This is a genomic window from Psychroflexus gondwanensis ACAM 44 (genome assembly GCF_000355905.1).
GTDB classification, from domain to species: domain Bacteria; phylum Bacteroidota; class Bacteroidia; order Flavobacteriales; family Flavobacteriaceae; genus Psychroflexus; species Psychroflexus gondwanensis.
Genome location: NZ_APLF01000003.1, coordinates 190,255 through 205,081, shown reverse-complemented (window position 1 = coordinate 205,081; position 14,827 = coordinate 190,255). Strand labels below are relative to the sequence as shown.

The following is a 14,827-nucleotide window of genomic DNA, read 5'->3' as shown; positions in this document are numbered from 1 at the left end:
GTGAAACTTTTTACTTCTTCCTTACTTTTGATGCTAATAACATTTACCTATGCACAGGCACCTTCTGGTTATTATGAAAGCACCGATGGCTTACTGAGTTACGAACTTAAAACTGTCCTTAAAATTATTATAGACGATATTGGTGATGGAAATGGCTTCCCTTCTCATCAGGACCAAGGCTATGGAGCTTTATACGATGCCTATGCCGCTGAAAATAGTGGAGATAGTGACGATTATTTTGAAAATGATGGGACTGTGTTGGATATGTATTCTGAACGTAGTCTTGGGATTGATAATTATAACTATGAGCATTTTGAAAATAACTGTGGCAACTATTCTGATGAAGGAGATTGCTATAACAGGGAACATTTAGTACCTCAATCTACATTTAATAGTGCCTCCCCGATGAAGAATGACTATTTCCACGTGGTCCCTTCAGATGGAGCCGTTAACGGAGCAAGAGGAAGCTTTCCTTTTGGAGAAGTCACAAATCCAAATTACACCTCTACAAATGGGTCTAAACGAGGTTCAAATACTTTCCCAGGGTACACAGGAATTGTATTTGAACCTATTGACGAATTCAAAGGAGATATTGCTAGGGCTGTCCTTTACTTTGCTATTCGATACGAAGATGAATTCAGTTCTAGTTGGAGGACAAACGAAGTCTTAGCAGATAATCCTCAAGATTTTTTTGTGGATTGGTACCTAGCCCTTTTACTGTCATGGCACCTCAATGATCCTGTTAGCGAAAGAGAAATCGATAGGAATAACAATGGATATCAATTTCAAAGTAACCGAAATCCGTTAATAGATCGTCCTGAATTTGCAGTGATGATCTGGGGAGATTTCACGGACAATGAGCCACCTTCTGCTCCATCAGATTTACAAGCCAACAACACCACCAATTCTAGTCTACAATTAAGTTGGACTTCTTCGGAAGATAATGTTGCTGTTGCTCAATATATTATTGAACAAGATAATGTCGATATTGGTAGTGTAGGATCCAACCAATCAACCTATCTCGTTACAGGATTAAACGCTGAGACCCTTTACAATTTTAGGCTCTATGCAGTAGACCAAGGCGGGAATATTTCTGAACCTAGTGACAATCTTGATGTTTTAACTCTGTCTGAACCTAGCTATCTCATTTCTGAAGATTTTGAGAACTGCTCTACTGCTTTAGATAACTTTACCGCCATAAGTGAAATAAGCGCATTAGATTGGAGATGTATTTCTGATGATGGTGAAAACAATTCTCAGGGATACCAAATGAACGCTTTTCAAAATGGACAAATCCCGAGTTTGGACTGGTTAATTACAAGTAACAAAATTAATTTTGACGAATTTGAACTTGAAAAAATAAGCTTTTTCGCTTCTGCAAATTTCGGAAACACCAAACTGGAACTTCTGTTTTCGTCTTCGTATACTGGAAATGGAAATCCCTCTAATTTTAACTGGCAAGAGGTGCCCAATGTAGAGGTTCCACTTCATCCAAATGGAAGCGGTTCTTTGTTCACGTATAATGCTGAATCTATTGATATTTCTGAATTACCTGAGAACGCTTACATCGCTTTTCGATATAATACGACTAATGGTCAACTGGCAACGCGTTGGACTATTGATAATTTTAGAATTACAGGAGAACAGGTTCTATCCTCCTCCAGTTTCTCCAATACATTGGAGGTTAAGTTATATCCAAATCCGTTGAAAAATTCGCATATTCATCTCAATTTTAATTCTAGTGATCGAAAAAGGATAGAGCTTTATGATCTAAATGGTAAGATATTATTAACCAAGCATAGTAAGCAAAATTATTTTAAGGAAGATTTGGGTTGGCTAACGCCAGGAATTTATTTTTTTAAAATCTATCAACACGGCAATTCAGTGATTAAAAAATTAGTGAAAAAATAAAAAAAGGTCAGGAAAACTTACCTGACCTTTTTTTATGAATTGACATAAACTAAATTTATTTTAGTTTTTCATCGGATTTTCACCGGTTTGGTTTTTCATCAATATACCTTGCAATTTCTTTTGTAACTCTGGGTTATTCTGCAGTTGAGCTCCAATTTTCTCATACTGCTCTAAGGTTAAACCTTTCTCTTTAATCTTATTTTGCATATCTTCTTGAACTCCAGCCTGCATTCCCTCAATCTTTTTAAGTGCTGCTTTTTGCTTTGTCATTTCATCTTCCGTAGCGTCTACTTCAACTTCAGGATTCATTTGTGCCTGATAAATTTCATTGAACCGCGTTGCTGTTATTCCCTCAGCTTCGATAGCCGTAACCATTTCCTGCTGAATTTGTTGATTTACCTGTTGAACAGTCTGGTATGCCTCTGCAAATTTTTGAAGTTGAGCATCACTTACTTTTTCTTCAGTTTGAGCAAATGTAGATAGTAACCCAAACATAAATATACCGATGGTTAAAATTACTTTTTTCATGAGTTTCGTTTTTAATATTTTGTAATCACAATAATATGAATTAAGAATTAGCCAAAAAAAATAGTGGCCTAATAAGTATATCTTTAACTTTTAAAAATCAAATTTTATCAAAGTTTTAGATGTTTTGCCTCCTCCCAAAACTTATCCATCTCCTCTAATGACATAGTTGATAAATCTAAATTGTGCTCTTTAGCTCTTTTCTCTAAATGTTGAAATCTAAAAATGAACTTTTTATTAGTTCGCTCTAAAGCTGTTTCAGGATCGATTTTCAAGAATCTCGCGTAATTGATCATCGAAAACAAAACATCTCCAAATTCATCTTCTATTTTATTCAAATCATTTGCTTTCACCTCTTCTTGTAGCTCTCTTAATTCTTCTTGGACTTTTTCAAAGACTTGCGAGGGTTCTTCCCAATCGAAGCCAACACCAGCGACTTTGTCTTGAATCCTACTAGCTTTTATTAAGGCTGGCAAAGATTTGGGGACACCTTGTAAAACACTCGTATTCCCCTCTTTTAGCTTTAGTTTTTCCCAATTTTCTTTAACCTGTTTTTCGTTTTCAACTTTTGTATCTCCATAGATATGAGGATGCCTATCTACAAGCTTTTTACAAAGGCTATCTATCACATCAGCAATATCGAAATCTCTAGTTTCACTTGCTATTTTTGAATAAAATACAATATGAAGCAAGACATCTCCAAGCTCTTTTTTGATCTCCACCTTATCATTCTCCAATATAGCATCTCCCAGTTCATAAACCTCTTCTACTGTCAAATTCCGAAGAGATTCCATCGTTTGCTTTTTATCCCACGGACATTTCTCTCTGAGTTCGTCCATGGTGTCAAGCAAATTCTCAAAGGCTTTTATTTGCTTTTGTCTTGTGTACATATTTTTTATTTTAAATGTAAATATTCTAAACAAAAAACCCTCTAAATATGAAAAATTTAGAGGGTTGGAAGGATATAAATGTAGAAATTAATTTTCTTTTGGGTCTTCAAGCGTTTCTTCTTCATCTTTTGGATCTGAAAAATCTGTGATTTCTTTAGATATCAAAAGATTATACCACTGTATAACTTTTTTAATATCTGAAGGATAAACACGGTCTTCATCGTATTCTGGAAGGATTTCACTAAAATAATCAGTCAATTCTTTTTTAGAAGATTTATGATCTATAGATTGTTTTCCTTCTTCCTTATCGAAAATCTTTTGAAAAACGTTCCTTAGAGGTATTTCTTCTGTGTAAGTATAAATGGCAATTTCACTTAAGATACTGACATTATTTTTCATGCTCACAGGAATTTTTTTTCCATCGATAAATGATTCTGCTAAAAAACCACCTCTGGTTTGAGCTTTTAATTCAAAAAGTCCTGGTTTACCGGATATAGATAATACTTTGTCTAATTTCATACGTTATATTTTTGGCTGGCAAATATGCAAATTGTTTGGCTTTATAAGCCGGTCTATCTAATTTTTTTAGCTAGTGGGTATTTCATCTTGTATCCAACCTCTATTTTACCCTTGGAAATATTGGTCAATTTACTTTTTATAAGTCTTTTCTTCAGGTTAGAAATCCTATCTGTAAATAAAACTCCCTCAATATGATCGTATTCATGTTGAACCACACGAGCAGCTAGGCCCGACAGCTTTTCCTTTTGAGGAGTGAAATTTTCGTCTAGATATTCAATCGTAATTCCAGGCTTCCTAAAGATATCTTCATGAACATCTGGAATACTTAAACAGCCTTCGTTAAAATCCCAATCTATACCGTTTTCTTCGATAATTTGTGGATTGATAAACACACGCTTAAAGGACTCTAACTCATTTTTTTCAAGATCACTAAGAGACTCATCCTCAGAAAAAGGCTTAGCATCTACAATAAACAAACGAATAGACAGACCTATTTGTGGGGCTGCTAGTCCTACTCCACTTGCATTGTACATGGTTTCAAACATATTTTCTAAGAGCTCATCGAATTTTGGATAATCCTTCGAAATGTCTTCTGCTTTTTTCTTTAGCACAGGAGAACCATAAGCTATAATCGGTAATATCATAATCTCAATTTTACGTGAGTGGGCATCGACCCTTTAGTTTTAGAATTGCAAAAATACAGGTTTTATTTCTTTTGATTTGGATAATCTTTTATTTTCAACACATTAGATATATTGAAGGTAATTTTGAAGTATAATCGTAGCGCTAATCTCGTCGACCAAGCCCTTATTTTGGCGTTGTTTCTTCTTCAAACCAGAATCAATCATAGTTTGGAAAGCCATTTTTGAAGTAAACCGTTCGTCTATTCTTTTAATAATAAGAGATGGGAATAATGCCTGCACATCTTCTATAAAAAAGAGAATATTTTTTTCCAACTGCATGGGTTTGCCATCAATATGTTTAGGTTGACCTACAACTAGGGTATCTACAGACTCTTCTTCGATTATTTTTTTCAGCTCTTGCATCAAGTTCCTAGTCTCTACAGTTCTAAGACCAGAGGCTATCATCTTCATCTCATCAGAAATAGCAATTCCTGTTCTTTTTATACCAAAATCTAAGGCAATAACTTTAGTTTTCATATTCTCTATTATGCAACAAAGATAAGGCATCCACTAAGAATCCGGATTTAATCATAAACCTTATCTTCGCAAAAAAAAATCGATAATGGAAGACTTAAAACAAAAGATACTAGAAGCTTGGGACAATCGAGACTTACTTCAAGAAAAGGAAACTATTGAGGCCATCCGTACTGTTATTTCTAAACTGGATAGTGGTGAGTTGCGTTGTGCAGAACCCACTACAGAAGGCTGGCAAGTCAACGAATGGGTAAAAAAAGGAGTCGTCTTGTATTTTCCAATTCAAAAAATGGAAACTATGGAGGCTGGAATCTTTGAATATCACGATAAAATACCACTAAAAACCGGGTATAAGGAGAAAGGAATACGCGTAGTCCCTAATGCTATTGCAAGGCATGGGGCTTACATTTCTAAAGGTGTAATTATGATGCCGAGTTATGTGAATATAGGCGCTTATGTAGATGAAGGGACTATGGTAGATACGTGGGCAACTGTAGGAAGTTGTGCTCAAATAGGCAAAAATGTGCATTTATCTGGAGGGGTTGGAATTGGAGGAGTTTTGGAACCCCTTCAAGCCGCACCGGTAATTATAGAAGACGGTGCTTTTATAGGGAGCCGCTGTATTGTTGTTGAAGGCGTAAGGGTAGAAAAAGAAGCCGTTTTAGGTGCCAATGTGGTATTAACCATGAGCACAAAAATTATAGATGTAACTGGAAACAAACCTGTTGAAACAAAGGGAGTTATACCAGCGCGCTCTGTTGTGATTCCTGGCAGTTATACCAAAAAATTTCCAGCAGGGGAATTTAATGTGCCCTGTGCGTTAATCATCGGTAAACGGAAAGAAAGTACAAACAAAAAGACGTCCCTTAACGATGCTTTGAGAACGTATGATGTAGCGGTGTAAATCCCCTCCTAACCTCCCCCAAAGGGGAGGGATTTATAAATAGTATGAAAAGAACAAGAATAGATTCAGAAAGCAAAAGTTCACCATTGGGATGGGTTGGAGAGGCTCCAAGAATACTGGTAATTCAACAAAAAATGATTGGGGACGTTCTCGTCTCCAGTCTTATTTGTGAGAATCTGAAAAGGAATTATCCTAATTCAGAAGTACATTATCTTATCAATCGATTTACAATACCAGTCGTTGAAAACAATCCTTATATAGATGAAATCATAGTCTTTGAAGATCTTTATAGAAGCAACAAAATAGAGTTTTTTAATTTTTTGAAAAAAATTAAAAAGAGCAATTATGATATTGTAATTGATGCATACGGCAAACTAGAAAGTAATCTCATCACCTCAAGTTCTGGCGCTAAAACGAAAATAAGTTGGGAAAAAAGCTATACTAAGTTTATATATTCCACCACTGTTAAACCTTCAAATATCTCCAATGACGGCTATGGTTCTGCCATAGAGAATAGAATAAATCTTATAAAAGGTTTTAGAGATTTGAAAATCTTATCTTATCAGCCTAAAATTTATCTTACAGAAAATGAGTTAATAATTGCAGAAAAGAAAATCAATGAACTAGACATAGATAAGAGGTTGCCTTTAGTAATGATTAGCGCTTTGGGTAGTCATGTAAACAAAACCTATCCAATTTCTTATATGGCTGAAGTATTGGATTTTATTGTTTTAAAAACTTCAGCAATTCTGTTTTTGAATTACATCCCAAGCCAGAAAAAAGAAATAGAAAAGCTTTATAACCTTTGTCAAGAAAAAACGAAAAAACACATTCAACTTAATTTTTACTCAGAAAATCTACGAGAATTTTTGGCTATTTTAAAATCTTGTAAGGCTATCATTGGCAATGAAGGTGGAAGTATTAATATGGGTAAAGCTCTGAACATTCCTACGTTCTCCATATTCTCTCCTCAAATTAAAAAAGAAGGGTGGAATAGTTTTGAGGACGAAAACCTAGAACATAGTTCGACACATATCGATGACTATAGACCAGAAAAAGCAAAAAATGATCCTTTAAATGAGCTCTATAAAGAATTCAAACCCAGGTTATTTTTACAACAACTTAAGTTATTTCTTTTTAAGAATGTAAATTTAAACCGGAAGGAGTTTTAATTCTTTTTTCATTTCGAGTGCTTTTCCTTATTTCATCATTTATCTTCCAAGCTTTTTCATTGACATAACCTCTATCATGTTCTAGGTGAATACAAATGGCAAAGTAGCGGACTCTTACGGGTTTTAGTCCAAGATTGATCAAGCGTTCTCCAAATTCACGATCTTCTCCCCCATATTGCATCCGTTCATCAAACCCATTAATAGCAAATATATCTTGTTTCCAAGCAGAAGCGTTACCTCCATTCCAAGTTGGTTTTGTAGTCGTCACCAGATTCATCAACTCTGCAACGGATTTACTTTTTGTTAGTTTTATATTTTTAAATTTAGTTTCTAGACCATGATCCTTTAGCCATTTCAAGTCAAAACAACTCTGGTTTAAAATATTTTTTTTTGAAATAATTTTGGATAACATCTTGGATAATGGAAAATGACCTCCAGATAAGAAACTATTTTTCCGCCTAAATTTAAGATGTGCCTCGACAAAATCATTCCTTGGAATACAATCGCCGTCTGTAAAAATACAATAATCAGATTTTGAAACTAAAACAGCTTTGTTTAAAATTTTAGTTTTTTGGAAACCATCGTCTTTATGCCAAACATGGGTTATTAAAAGACTAGTTTCACTACTGATTTTTTTTAGCATCAATTTTGTCTCTTCAGTAGAACCATCATCTGCAATAATAATTTCAAAATCATTTATGGTTTGTATGCTATAACCCCAAAGCACCTTTTCTAGCCATAAAGGAGAATTATAAGTACTTATAATAATAGATGCCTGCATTTAAAAAAGTTATAATACAAAAATAAATTTTTTTATAGTTTATTAAATCAATTGCCTGTTTATTATGAAAGAACACTTACAATATTTTACATTTGCATTTTAACACCTATCTAACCTCTTTTTTATCTATGCCCAAGATTTCGGCACTTATCATTACTCTTAATGAAGCAAAAAACATTGCTGACGTGATAGATAATCTAGATTTTGCAGATGAAATTATAGTTGTAGACTCCTATTCTCAGGACTCTACCGTAGAGATTGCAGAAGCTTATCAAAATGTTATAGTACACAAACAAGAATTTGAGAATTTCACAAAACAAAGAAATTTTGCACTTAGCAAAGCAAATCATGAATGGATATTATTTTTGGACGCCGACGAAAGAATTCCAGAAGTTTTAAAACATGAAATCTTGGAAACTGTACAATCTGAGAAAACTGCAGATGCCTATTATTTTTATAGAAAATTCATGTTCAAAAGTCGCCCCTTACATTTCAGTGGTTGGCAAACTGACAAAAATATAAGGTTATTTAAAAAAAGTAAATCTATATATACTGAGGAACGCTTGGTCCATGAAGTTCTAGAGGTTCATGGTAAAGTGGATGATCTGAAACATTATCTTATTCATTATTCATATGAAAACTACGCTTCTTACAAGAAAAAAATGCTAAGCTATGCAAGTTTAAAAGCTAAAGAGCTTTTTCTTAAGGGAGTTGAACCCAACCCCTATCATTTTATTATTAAACCAGCATACAAATTTTTATATAGCTATATTATTCGTCTTGGTGTTTTGGATGGAAGAAAAGGTATGATCATCTGTTATTTGAATGCCTTGAGTGTTTACAAACGTTATCCTTACTTAAAAGAACTTATAAAATCTTCAGAATAGGAATTTAATTTTTTTCTTTCGTTTTTGTTTCAAGTGGAATTTTCTTTGAAACTCAGATGTGAAATTCCACATCATTTCAAATACTTCTGTATTAGGTTTCTTAATGAGCTTTGCATATTCATCGCTCATTATTTCAACCATTTCTCTTTTGGGAGTCAACCGTCTTAAGTTATACATGCGTTCTTTAAAACTTAAAGTTTTAAACTGCATTCTGTTAAGATCTACTAGAGAAAAATCATATCCAGAATCTGTAATAAAAATCAGCGTATTCCCTGGTGAATGGTCCTGAAATTCAATTCCTTTTTCGTGTAAATCAAAAGAGAACCTTGTAAATGCTCTAAGAATTTCTTCATGATTTTGAAAATCAGGTTCATGAACAAGTTCGCGATAGGTAAGATCTGGAGATTGATGCAAACTGATGTAATATGACTTTCCAAAACCAAAGCCCTTTTTAAATTCAAAAAAAGCAATAGGCTCTGGAGTGCCAATTCCTTTTTCTTTCAAAATCGTTGCATACTCAAAAGAACGTCTAGCTTTAGATTTTCTAAAGTATTGGTATGCAATCTGATTGATAAAATTGGGCTCTTTAAAAGATTTAATATTCAATGTTTCACCCTCAAAATTTACAGTTTTAATAATATTTCTATCTCCGTCGCCAAAAACAGTACCGATACTTTCGAAAGAAGTGACCAAAGCAGTTAAGGCTGTTTTGTGTTGATTATAATTAGAGTTAAAATCTGAATTCATGAATACTATTTAATTTTCAAATTTAAAACTATAGAGGTTCTTATGCAGATTTCTAAAGCAATTTATTTTAACAGATACAAAACTTAACTACATTTGTAGGATACGATTTTAATATTCATGAAGCCATTTCCTAAATGCAGTCTTATAACGCCCACTTATAATTGGCCAGAGGCTCTAGAATTATTATTGAAAAGTCTTTTGTATCAAACTTGGTTACCAGATGAAGTGATAATAGCTGATGATGGTTCCAATGCTGAGACATCATTGCTAATCAAGAATTATCAAAAAAAACTCTCTGTTCCTCTTATTCACATTAGACACGAGGACAAAGGAAATAGGAAGCCAAGAATTATGAATAAAGCCATCGCAAAGGCAAAGTACCCCTACATTATTGAAATTGATGGTGATATTATAATGCACAAACACTTTGTAAAAGATCACTTAAAGTTTGCAGAAAAAGGCTTCTATTTATATGGTTCGCGTGCTAACATTCAAGAAAATTACTTAACTGAAATTTTCACAAATAAGAAAACGCAATTTAACTATTTTTCAAAAGGTATTAAAAAACGTGGCCGAACGATTCACTTACCATTTTTAGCTCAATTTTTTAAGCCAATTACAGAACGCTCTCGAAAACTGAGGGGCTGTAACATGTCGTTTTGGCGAGACGATTTTATAAAGGTAAATGGTTTTAATGAAAATTTGGTTGGATGGGGAATTGACGACTCCGAGATGATTCAACGCTTACACAATATTGGAATTAAGGGGAAGAGACTCAAGTTTGCAGGAATCGCCTTTCACATTTACCACAAAGAACAATCAAAATCACATATAGAGATCAACTTAGCTATTGAAGAAGAAACCACTAAAGCTCAAATTAAACGCTGTGAAGTTGGCATAAATCAATTTTTATAGGAATTGAGGGACTGCAAATCACAGGGTTTCTGTTACTTGCATATTATTTAATATTCAGTTGTTTTTGATACACACAACTTTAAATTAAAATATCTATAACTCATTCATTTTGAAATGAATAAAAATAAAATATGAATAATTCTAAGTTTCTAGATAAAATCTCAAATCTTACAAGAAAATTACCGGAACATCGCAAATTAAATCAATTGTATAAGCATCTGAATAAGATAGTTTTAACTTTAGGACAAGATGCAAATGTAATTTCGGAAATGAAAGATGGAACTAAAATGCATGTTGACCTAAGAACAAGAACCGAGAGGGTATCGTTTTATACAGGTGAATATGATTCGTTTTTTATATCTACAATAAAATCACTTTTCAAAGTCGGTTCTTGTTTTTTAGACATTGGTGCAAACATTGGCTTTTATAGCATCGCGATTGCAAATTATATAAAAGAAGAAGGTTCTAATGGAAAAGTAATTTCTTTTGAGCCTTTTGAAGGAAATTATAAAACATTAAGTAAAAATTTAAAACTCAACTCACTAGAAAATTACTGTTTATTGAACTCCTATGGGTTATCCGACAAATCGACGGAAACAGAAATAACTTTAAGAGAAGATTTTAAACATGGCTCTCATACAGGAAACGCAGCTATAAAGACAAGTGAAAAAATGGATAAAGGATTTAAACTTTCTCCTATAAAACTTGAAATACTAGATGAGGTCTGGAATAAATATTTTGATGATTTAGGCAAGATTGATATTATAAAAATGGATATTGAAGGTCACGAAGACTTTTGTTTAAAAGGTGGCAAAACAACTATTGAAAAACATCGGCCAGCCATTTTGATGGAGGTTAATAAGCATTACTATCAAGCTAGAGATGTTGAACTGGACTCGACATTTTTAAAATTGATTCCTAAAGATTATATTATTTTTAGGCCAATTGACTTAAAATGGGAGCCAATCACCTCATTAAATGAATGTTCCAAAATCGACAATGTATTTTTGGTGCCAATAGAAAAGTTAGATACCGATGGCTATGAAATATTTAAAAATAATGATTGAACAATTTCTGAATTTTTAAAGTATTAAGTACAATCGGTCGAGTTGATTTCAGGAACTTAGCAATCTGAAAAATAGGTGTAAATTTCTGAAAAAATTTAAAGGTTGTTTTAGTTTAAATAGGAAATCAAAAACATCAAAATAACTTAAATTTGCAATTAATCAACCATTTTTTAAGCTTCGAATATCAAGTTTTGAAAATTTAAGTCCATGCGACTTCTAGTTATAAATTATTTTTGAATATATGAAAGAAGAAATACAAGAGACTATACAAGTCCTAAAACGCGGAGGACTTATTCTCTATCCTACAGATACCGTTTGGGGAATAGGCTGTGACGCTTCAAATGCAGAGGCCATCGATAAAATTTATGCTCTAAAAAATCGACCTAACGATAAATCCTTAATTTGTTTAGTGTCAGACTTTAAAATGCTAAACCAATACGTTGAGGATATTCCAGAAGTCGCTTATGACATTTTAAAATATGCAGATAAGCCCACAACTATTATTTATCAAAACCCTATACGTATAGCCACAAATCTTATTGCAGAAGACGATACTTTAGGCATAAGAGTAGTGGATGATATTTTTGCTAAAGAATTGATTCGCAAATACAAACGGCCTATTGTTTCAACATCAGCCAACGTGAGTGGGCAACCGACTCCTGGGAACTTTTTTGAAATTTCGCCAGAAATTTTAAAAGGCGTGGACTATGTCGTAAATTTGTACCAGTCAACTAAAAATAAAAAACCTTCAACTGTCATCAAATTAGACCTTGATGGTAAAGTGGAAGTGATTCGTAAATAATATGCCCGATTCTTATTACCAAGAAGCCCTAAAACATAAAATATTTAATGTTCTTTCAGAAGCGGCAGACGACATCAATGTCGAAGCCTATGTGATAGGTGGCTTTGTGAGAGACTTCTTTTTAAAAAGAGGCAAAGCTGAAGATATAGATGTTGTCGCTGTAGGCAGCGGCATAGAATTAGCTAAAAAGGTATCGGAAAAATTACCTGGAAAACCTCCCGTTAAAGTCTTTAAAACCTACGGTACTGCCATGCTTAAGATCTTTGACCTTGAAGTAGAATTTGTGGGTGCTAGAAAAGAATCTTATACTGAAAATAGCAGAAATCCTGAAGTTGAACAAGGTACTTTGGCAGATGACCAAAATCGAAGAGATTTCACGATCAATGCGCTAGCTCTTCAACTCAATAAGAAAGATTTTGGGAAACTTCTAGACCCTTTTAAAGGCTTGGAAGATTTGAAGACTCAACTTATCAAAACCCCTTTAGATCCAGAAGTTACTTTTTCTGACGATCCGCTACGGATGATAAGAGCAATTCGCTTCGCTAGTCAACTTCATTTTAAAATTGATCAAAAATCCATTCAGGCTATTAAAGATCATGCAGAAAGGATTGATATTGTAAGTAAAGAGCGCATTGTCACAGAACTTAACAAAATACTGGAGTCAGAAAAACCTTCAGTAGGTTTTAAACTACTTCACGATACAGAATTACTTCAACGCATTCTTCCTGAACTGACTCACTTAGAGGGTATTGATGAAATCGATGGTCAAAAACATAAAGATAACTTCTGGCATACCCTAGAGGTTGTTGATAATATTTCACTCGAAACCAAGGATGTATGGTTAAGATGGGCTGCACTTCTACATGATATTGGAAAAGCACCAACTAAGCGATTTCATAAGAAAATAGGCTGGACATTTCACGGGCATGAATTCAAAGGATCGAAAATGGTTTATCAGCTCTTTAAAAGACTTAAACTTCCTCTTAACGATAAAATGAAATTAGTCCAGAAACTAGTTTTACTAAGTTCGAGGCCAATTGCTATAGTAGATGATGATGTGACAGACTCTGCTGTAAGACGGCTTATCTTTGACGCAGGAGATCATCTAGACGATTTGATGATGCTATGTGAAGCGGATATCACTACCAAAAATCCAAATCGCTATAAAAAATATCACAATAACTTTAAGGTCGTTAGAAATAGGATACAAGAAGTTGAAGAACGTGATAAAGTACGTAATTTTCAACCCCCTGTTTCAGGAAAAGAAATCATGGAAACTTTTCAGATAGAACCTTGTCGGGAAGTTGGAGAAATTAAAGCTAAAATAAAAGAAGCCATTTTGGATGGCGATATTCCAAACGACTATGAAGCTGCTTTTCAATACATGTTGAAAGAGGGCGAAGCGCGTGGCTTTAAACAGGCCTAAGATTTTCTGAAAAACATGCCAAAATATAAGCTAAAACCCATAATTCATAGTGCATCTTGTGGATAAGATTTATCTTTGTGAAAATTTAAATTGTGTTTAGAAAATCAATAAAAGCCTCTATTATTATTGTCTATCTCGTTATTGTTGCGGGTGCGGTTGTAAGAATGACGGGGAGCGGTATGGGATGCCCAGACTGGCCTAAATGTTTTGGGTATTATATTCCACCTACCGAAGAAAGTCAATTAGAGTGGGCACCAAATCATGATTACTTTAAAGGGCAAGTCATCATAGTTGATAAGTCTTTAAAAATTTCTAAAGAAGCCTTTACATCTTCTAAAGCCTTTGAAAATTTACATTGGGAAACTTATGAAAAACATGGTTATGCAGAGTTTAATGCTGCCCATACGTGGATAGAATACATCAATAGATTACTTGGTGCTGTCGCAGGTTTAGCCATATTAATAATGACGATAAGTTCATTTTGGCTTTGGAAAAGAAATAAAAAATTGACACTGCTTTCTATAGCCTGCTTAATATTGTTATTGTTTCAGGCTTGGCTTGGAGCCACTGTGGTCTATTCAGTGCTGTCACCGGTGAGAATTACCATTCATATGCTTGTAGCTCTCTTAATTGTAGCCTTACTTATTTATATATTAAAACTTTCTTCGAAAGAAAATAGCTCAAAATTAAGCACCTTCACATTCAGGAATTTGTTGATTTTTGCCACCATACTTAGCTTAATTCAAATAGCAATGGGAACTCAAGTCAGGCAATTTGTGGATGATCAAATCGATCTGTTGGGCTATGATGCTAAAACAAAATGGCTAGAGAATCCAGACTTAGTCTTTTATGCGCATCGTTCGTTTTCAGTTCTACTATTTCTTGTGAATGCAGGTATTTGGTGGTTAAATAAAACAAAGAAATTAGGTTTCAAACTTACCAACTGGATGATGGTTTTTATAGGTTTAGAAATAATAACAGGAATTGCGATGTATTATCTAGATTTTCCCTTTTTATCACAACCTTTGCATTTGGTTATTGCTTGTTTGTTGTTTGGTGTTCAGTTTTATATTTTAATGCAAAGTTTCGAGGCCAAATTAATATCAAATTCTAAAAATTAGATC

At 33.7% G+C, this 14,827-nt stretch carries 16 protein-coding genes; 9 read left to right on the top strand and 7 right to left on the bottom strand.

Annotated elements, in window-relative coordinates:
• Complete coding sequence (locus PGOND44_RS03125) at positions 1-1,911, top strand: endonuclease (RefSeq protein WP_236611958.1); 1,911 nt, start codon at positions 1-3, stop codon at positions 1,909-1,911.
• A 60-nt stretch (positions 1,912-1,971) separates the two neighbouring features.
• Here the strand turns inward: PGOND44_RS03125 and PGOND44_RS03120 are convergent, their stop codons facing one another.
• The 5 genes from PGOND44_RS03120 to ruvX all read right to left on the bottom strand — a co-directional run bounded on the left by PGOND44_RS03120 (position 1,972) and on the right by ruvX (position 5,005).
• Positions 1,972-2,439, bottom strand: a complete 468-nt coding sequence (locus PGOND44_RS03120) for a DUF4168 domain-containing protein (RefSeq protein WP_003436529.1) — start codon at positions 2,437-2,439, stop codon at positions 1,972-1,974.
• 107 nt (positions 2,440-2,546) lie between these two features.
• Complete coding sequence (gene mazG / locus PGOND44_RS03115; RefSeq protein WP_003436526.1) at positions 2,547-3,326, bottom strand: nucleoside triphosphate pyrophosphohydrolase; 780 nt, start codon at positions 3,324-3,326, stop codon at positions 2,547-2,549.
• 87 nt (positions 3,327-3,413) lie between these two features.
• The gene (locus PGOND44_RS03110) at positions 3,414-3,845 is read right to left on the bottom strand and encodes a DUF5606 family protein (RefSeq protein WP_003436523.1); all 432 of its coding nucleotides are present in this window, start codon (positions 3,843-3,845) and stop codon (positions 3,414-3,416) included.
• Between the two features lie 53 nt (positions 3,846-3,898).
• A complete protein-coding gene (def, locus tag PGOND44_RS03105; RefSeq protein ID WP_003436521.1) occupies positions 3,899-4,489 on the bottom strand; it encodes a peptide deformylase in 591 nt (196 codons plus the stop codon).
• Between the two features lie 102 nt (positions 4,490-4,591).
• Positions 4,592-5,005 carry a Holliday junction resolvase RuvX gene (ruvX, locus tag PGOND44_RS03100; protein WP_003436519.1) on the bottom strand — a complete coding sequence of 138 codons (414 nt, stop codon included), beginning with the start codon at positions 5,003-5,005 and terminating at the stop codon, positions 4,592-4,594.
• An 85-nt stretch (positions 5,006-5,090) separates the two neighbouring features.
• Between ruvX and PGOND44_RS03095 the strand changes: the two genes are divergently transcribed.
• Positions 5,091-5,906 (top strand): 2,3,4,5-tetrahydropyridine-2,6-dicarboxylate N-succinyltransferase, encoded by an 816-nt coding sequence (locus PGOND44_RS03095; RefSeq protein WP_003436517.1) that lies wholly within the window; start codon positions 5,091-5,093, stop codon positions 5,904-5,906.
• Between the two features lie 44 nt (positions 5,907-5,950).
• Positions 5,951-7,078, top strand: coding sequence for a glycosyltransferase family 9 protein (locus PGOND44_RS03090; RefSeq protein WP_003436515.1), 1,128 nt, complete (start codon positions 5,951-5,953; stop codon positions 7,076-7,078).
• Here the strand turns inward: PGOND44_RS03090 and PGOND44_RS03085 are convergent.
• Positions 7,044-7,859: a glycosyltransferase family 2 protein gene (locus PGOND44_RS03085; RefSeq protein WP_003436513.1), complete on the bottom strand. Its 816-nt coding sequence runs from the start codon at positions 7,857-7,859 to the stop codon at positions 7,044-7,046. The genes PGOND44_RS03090 and PGOND44_RS03085 overlap by 35 nt on opposite strands.
• Before the next feature lie 128 nt (positions 7,860-7,987).
• On the opposite strand from PGOND44_RS03085, the gene PGOND44_RS03080 reads away from it, so the two are divergent.
• Positions 7,988-8,746 carry a glycosyltransferase family 2 protein gene (locus tag PGOND44_RS03080; protein WP_040555723.1) on the top strand — a complete coding sequence of 253 codons (759 nt, stop codon included), beginning with the start codon at positions 7,988-7,990 and terminating at the stop codon, positions 8,744-8,746.
• On the opposite strand, the gene PGOND44_RS03075 is transcribed toward PGOND44_RS03080, so the two are convergent.
• Positions 8,738-9,493, bottom strand: coding sequence for a lipopolysaccharide kinase InaA family protein (locus PGOND44_RS03075; protein ID WP_003436509.1), 756 nt, complete (start codon positions 9,491-9,493; stop codon positions 8,738-8,740). The genes PGOND44_RS03080 and PGOND44_RS03075 overlap by 9 nt on opposite strands.
• A 117-nt stretch (positions 9,494-9,610) precedes the next feature.
• On the opposite strand from PGOND44_RS03075, the gene PGOND44_RS03070 reads away from it, so the two are divergent.
• The 5 genes from PGOND44_RS03070 to PGOND44_RS03050 all read left to right on the top strand — a co-directional run bounded on the left by PGOND44_RS03070 (position 9,611) and on the right by PGOND44_RS03050 (position 14,824).
• The gene (locus PGOND44_RS03070; RefSeq protein ID WP_003436506.1) at positions 9,611-10,408 is read left to right on the top strand and encodes a glycosyltransferase family 2 protein; all 798 of its coding nucleotides are present in this window, start codon (positions 9,611-9,613) and stop codon (positions 10,406-10,408) included.
• Positions 10,409-10,539: 131 nt separating this feature from the next.
• Positions 10,540-11,475 carry an FkbM family methyltransferase gene (locus PGOND44_RS03065; protein ID WP_003436505.1) on the top strand — a complete coding sequence of 312 codons (936 nt, stop codon included), beginning with the start codon at positions 10,540-10,542 and terminating at the stop codon, positions 11,473-11,475.
• Positions 11,476-11,716: 241 nt separating this feature from the next.
• Positions 11,717-12,277, top strand: coding sequence for an L-threonylcarbamoyladenylate synthase (locus PGOND44_RS03060; protein ID WP_003436504.1), 561 nt, complete (start codon positions 11,717-11,719; stop codon positions 12,275-12,277).
• A 1-nt stretch (position 12,278) separates the two neighbouring features.
• Positions 12,279-13,703, top strand: coding sequence for a CCA tRNA nucleotidyltransferase (locus PGOND44_RS03055; RefSeq protein WP_003436503.1), 1,425 nt, complete (start codon positions 12,279-12,281; stop codon positions 13,701-13,703).
• 92 nt (positions 13,704-13,795) lie between these two features.
• Positions 13,796-14,824 (top strand): COX15/CtaA family protein, encoded by a 1,029-nt coding sequence (locus PGOND44_RS03050; protein ID WP_003436502.1) that lies wholly within the window; start codon positions 13,796-13,798, stop codon positions 14,822-14,824.
• Positions 14,825-14,827 lie beyond the last annotated feature (3 nt).

What these genes read in the sequence shown, in the direction of transcription:
- PGOND44_RS03060 (WP_003436504.1), top strand. Translation starts at nt 11,717, where the DNA reads ATGAAAGAAGAAATACAAGAGACTATACAAGTCCTAAAACGCGGAGGA.
- PGOND44_RS03055 (WP_003436503.1), top strand. Translation starts at nt 12,279, where the DNA reads ATGCCCGATTCTTATTACCAAGAAGCCCTAAAACATAAAATATTTAAT.
- PGOND44_RS03065 (WP_003436505.1), top strand. Translation starts at nt 10,540, where the DNA reads ATGAATAATTCTAAGTTTCTAGATAAAATCTCAAATCTTACAAGAAAA.
- def (WP_003436521.1), bottom strand. Translation starts at nt 4,489, where the DNA reads ATGATATTACCGATTATAGCTTATGGTTCTCCTGTGCTAAAGAAAAAA.
- ruvX (WP_003436519.1), bottom strand. Translation starts at nt 5,005, where the DNA reads ATGAAAACTAAAGTTATTGCCTTAGATTTTGGTATAAAAAGAACAGGA.
- PGOND44_RS03075 (WP_003436509.1), bottom strand. Translation starts at nt 9,493, where the DNA reads ATGAATTCAGATTTTAACTCTAATTATAATCAACACAAAACAGCCTTA.
- PGOND44_RS03085 (WP_003436513.1), bottom strand. Translation starts at nt 7,859, where the DNA reads ATGCAGGCATCTATTATTATAAGTACTTATAATTCTCCTTTATGGCTA.
- PGOND44_RS03110 (WP_003436523.1), bottom strand. Translation starts at nt 3,845, where the DNA reads ATGAAATTAGACAAAGTATTATCTATATCCGGTAAACCAGGACTTTTT.
- mazG (WP_003436526.1), bottom strand. Translation starts at nt 3,326, where the DNA reads ATGTACACAAGACAAAAGCAAATAAAAGCCTTTGAGAATTTGCTTGAC.
- PGOND44_RS03090 (WP_003436515.1), top strand. Translation starts at nt 5,951, where the DNA reads ATGAAAAGAACAAGAATAGATTCAGAAAGCAAAAGTTCACCATTGGGA.
- PGOND44_RS03095 (WP_003436517.1), top strand. Translation starts at nt 5,091, where the DNA reads ATGGAAGACTTAAAACAAAAGATACTAGAAGCTTGGGACAATCGAGAC.
- PGOND44_RS03120 (WP_003436529.1), bottom strand. Translation starts at nt 2,439, where the DNA reads ATGAAAAAAGTAATTTTAACCATCGGTATATTTATGTTTGGGTTACTA.
- PGOND44_RS03070 (WP_003436506.1), top strand. Translation starts at nt 9,611, where the DNA reads ATGAAGCCATTTCCTAAATGCAGTCTTATAACGCCCACTTATAATTGG.
- PGOND44_RS03080 (WP_040555723.1), top strand. Translation starts at nt 7,988, where the DNA reads ATGCCCAAGATTTCGGCACTTATCATTACTCTTAATGAAGCAAAAAAC.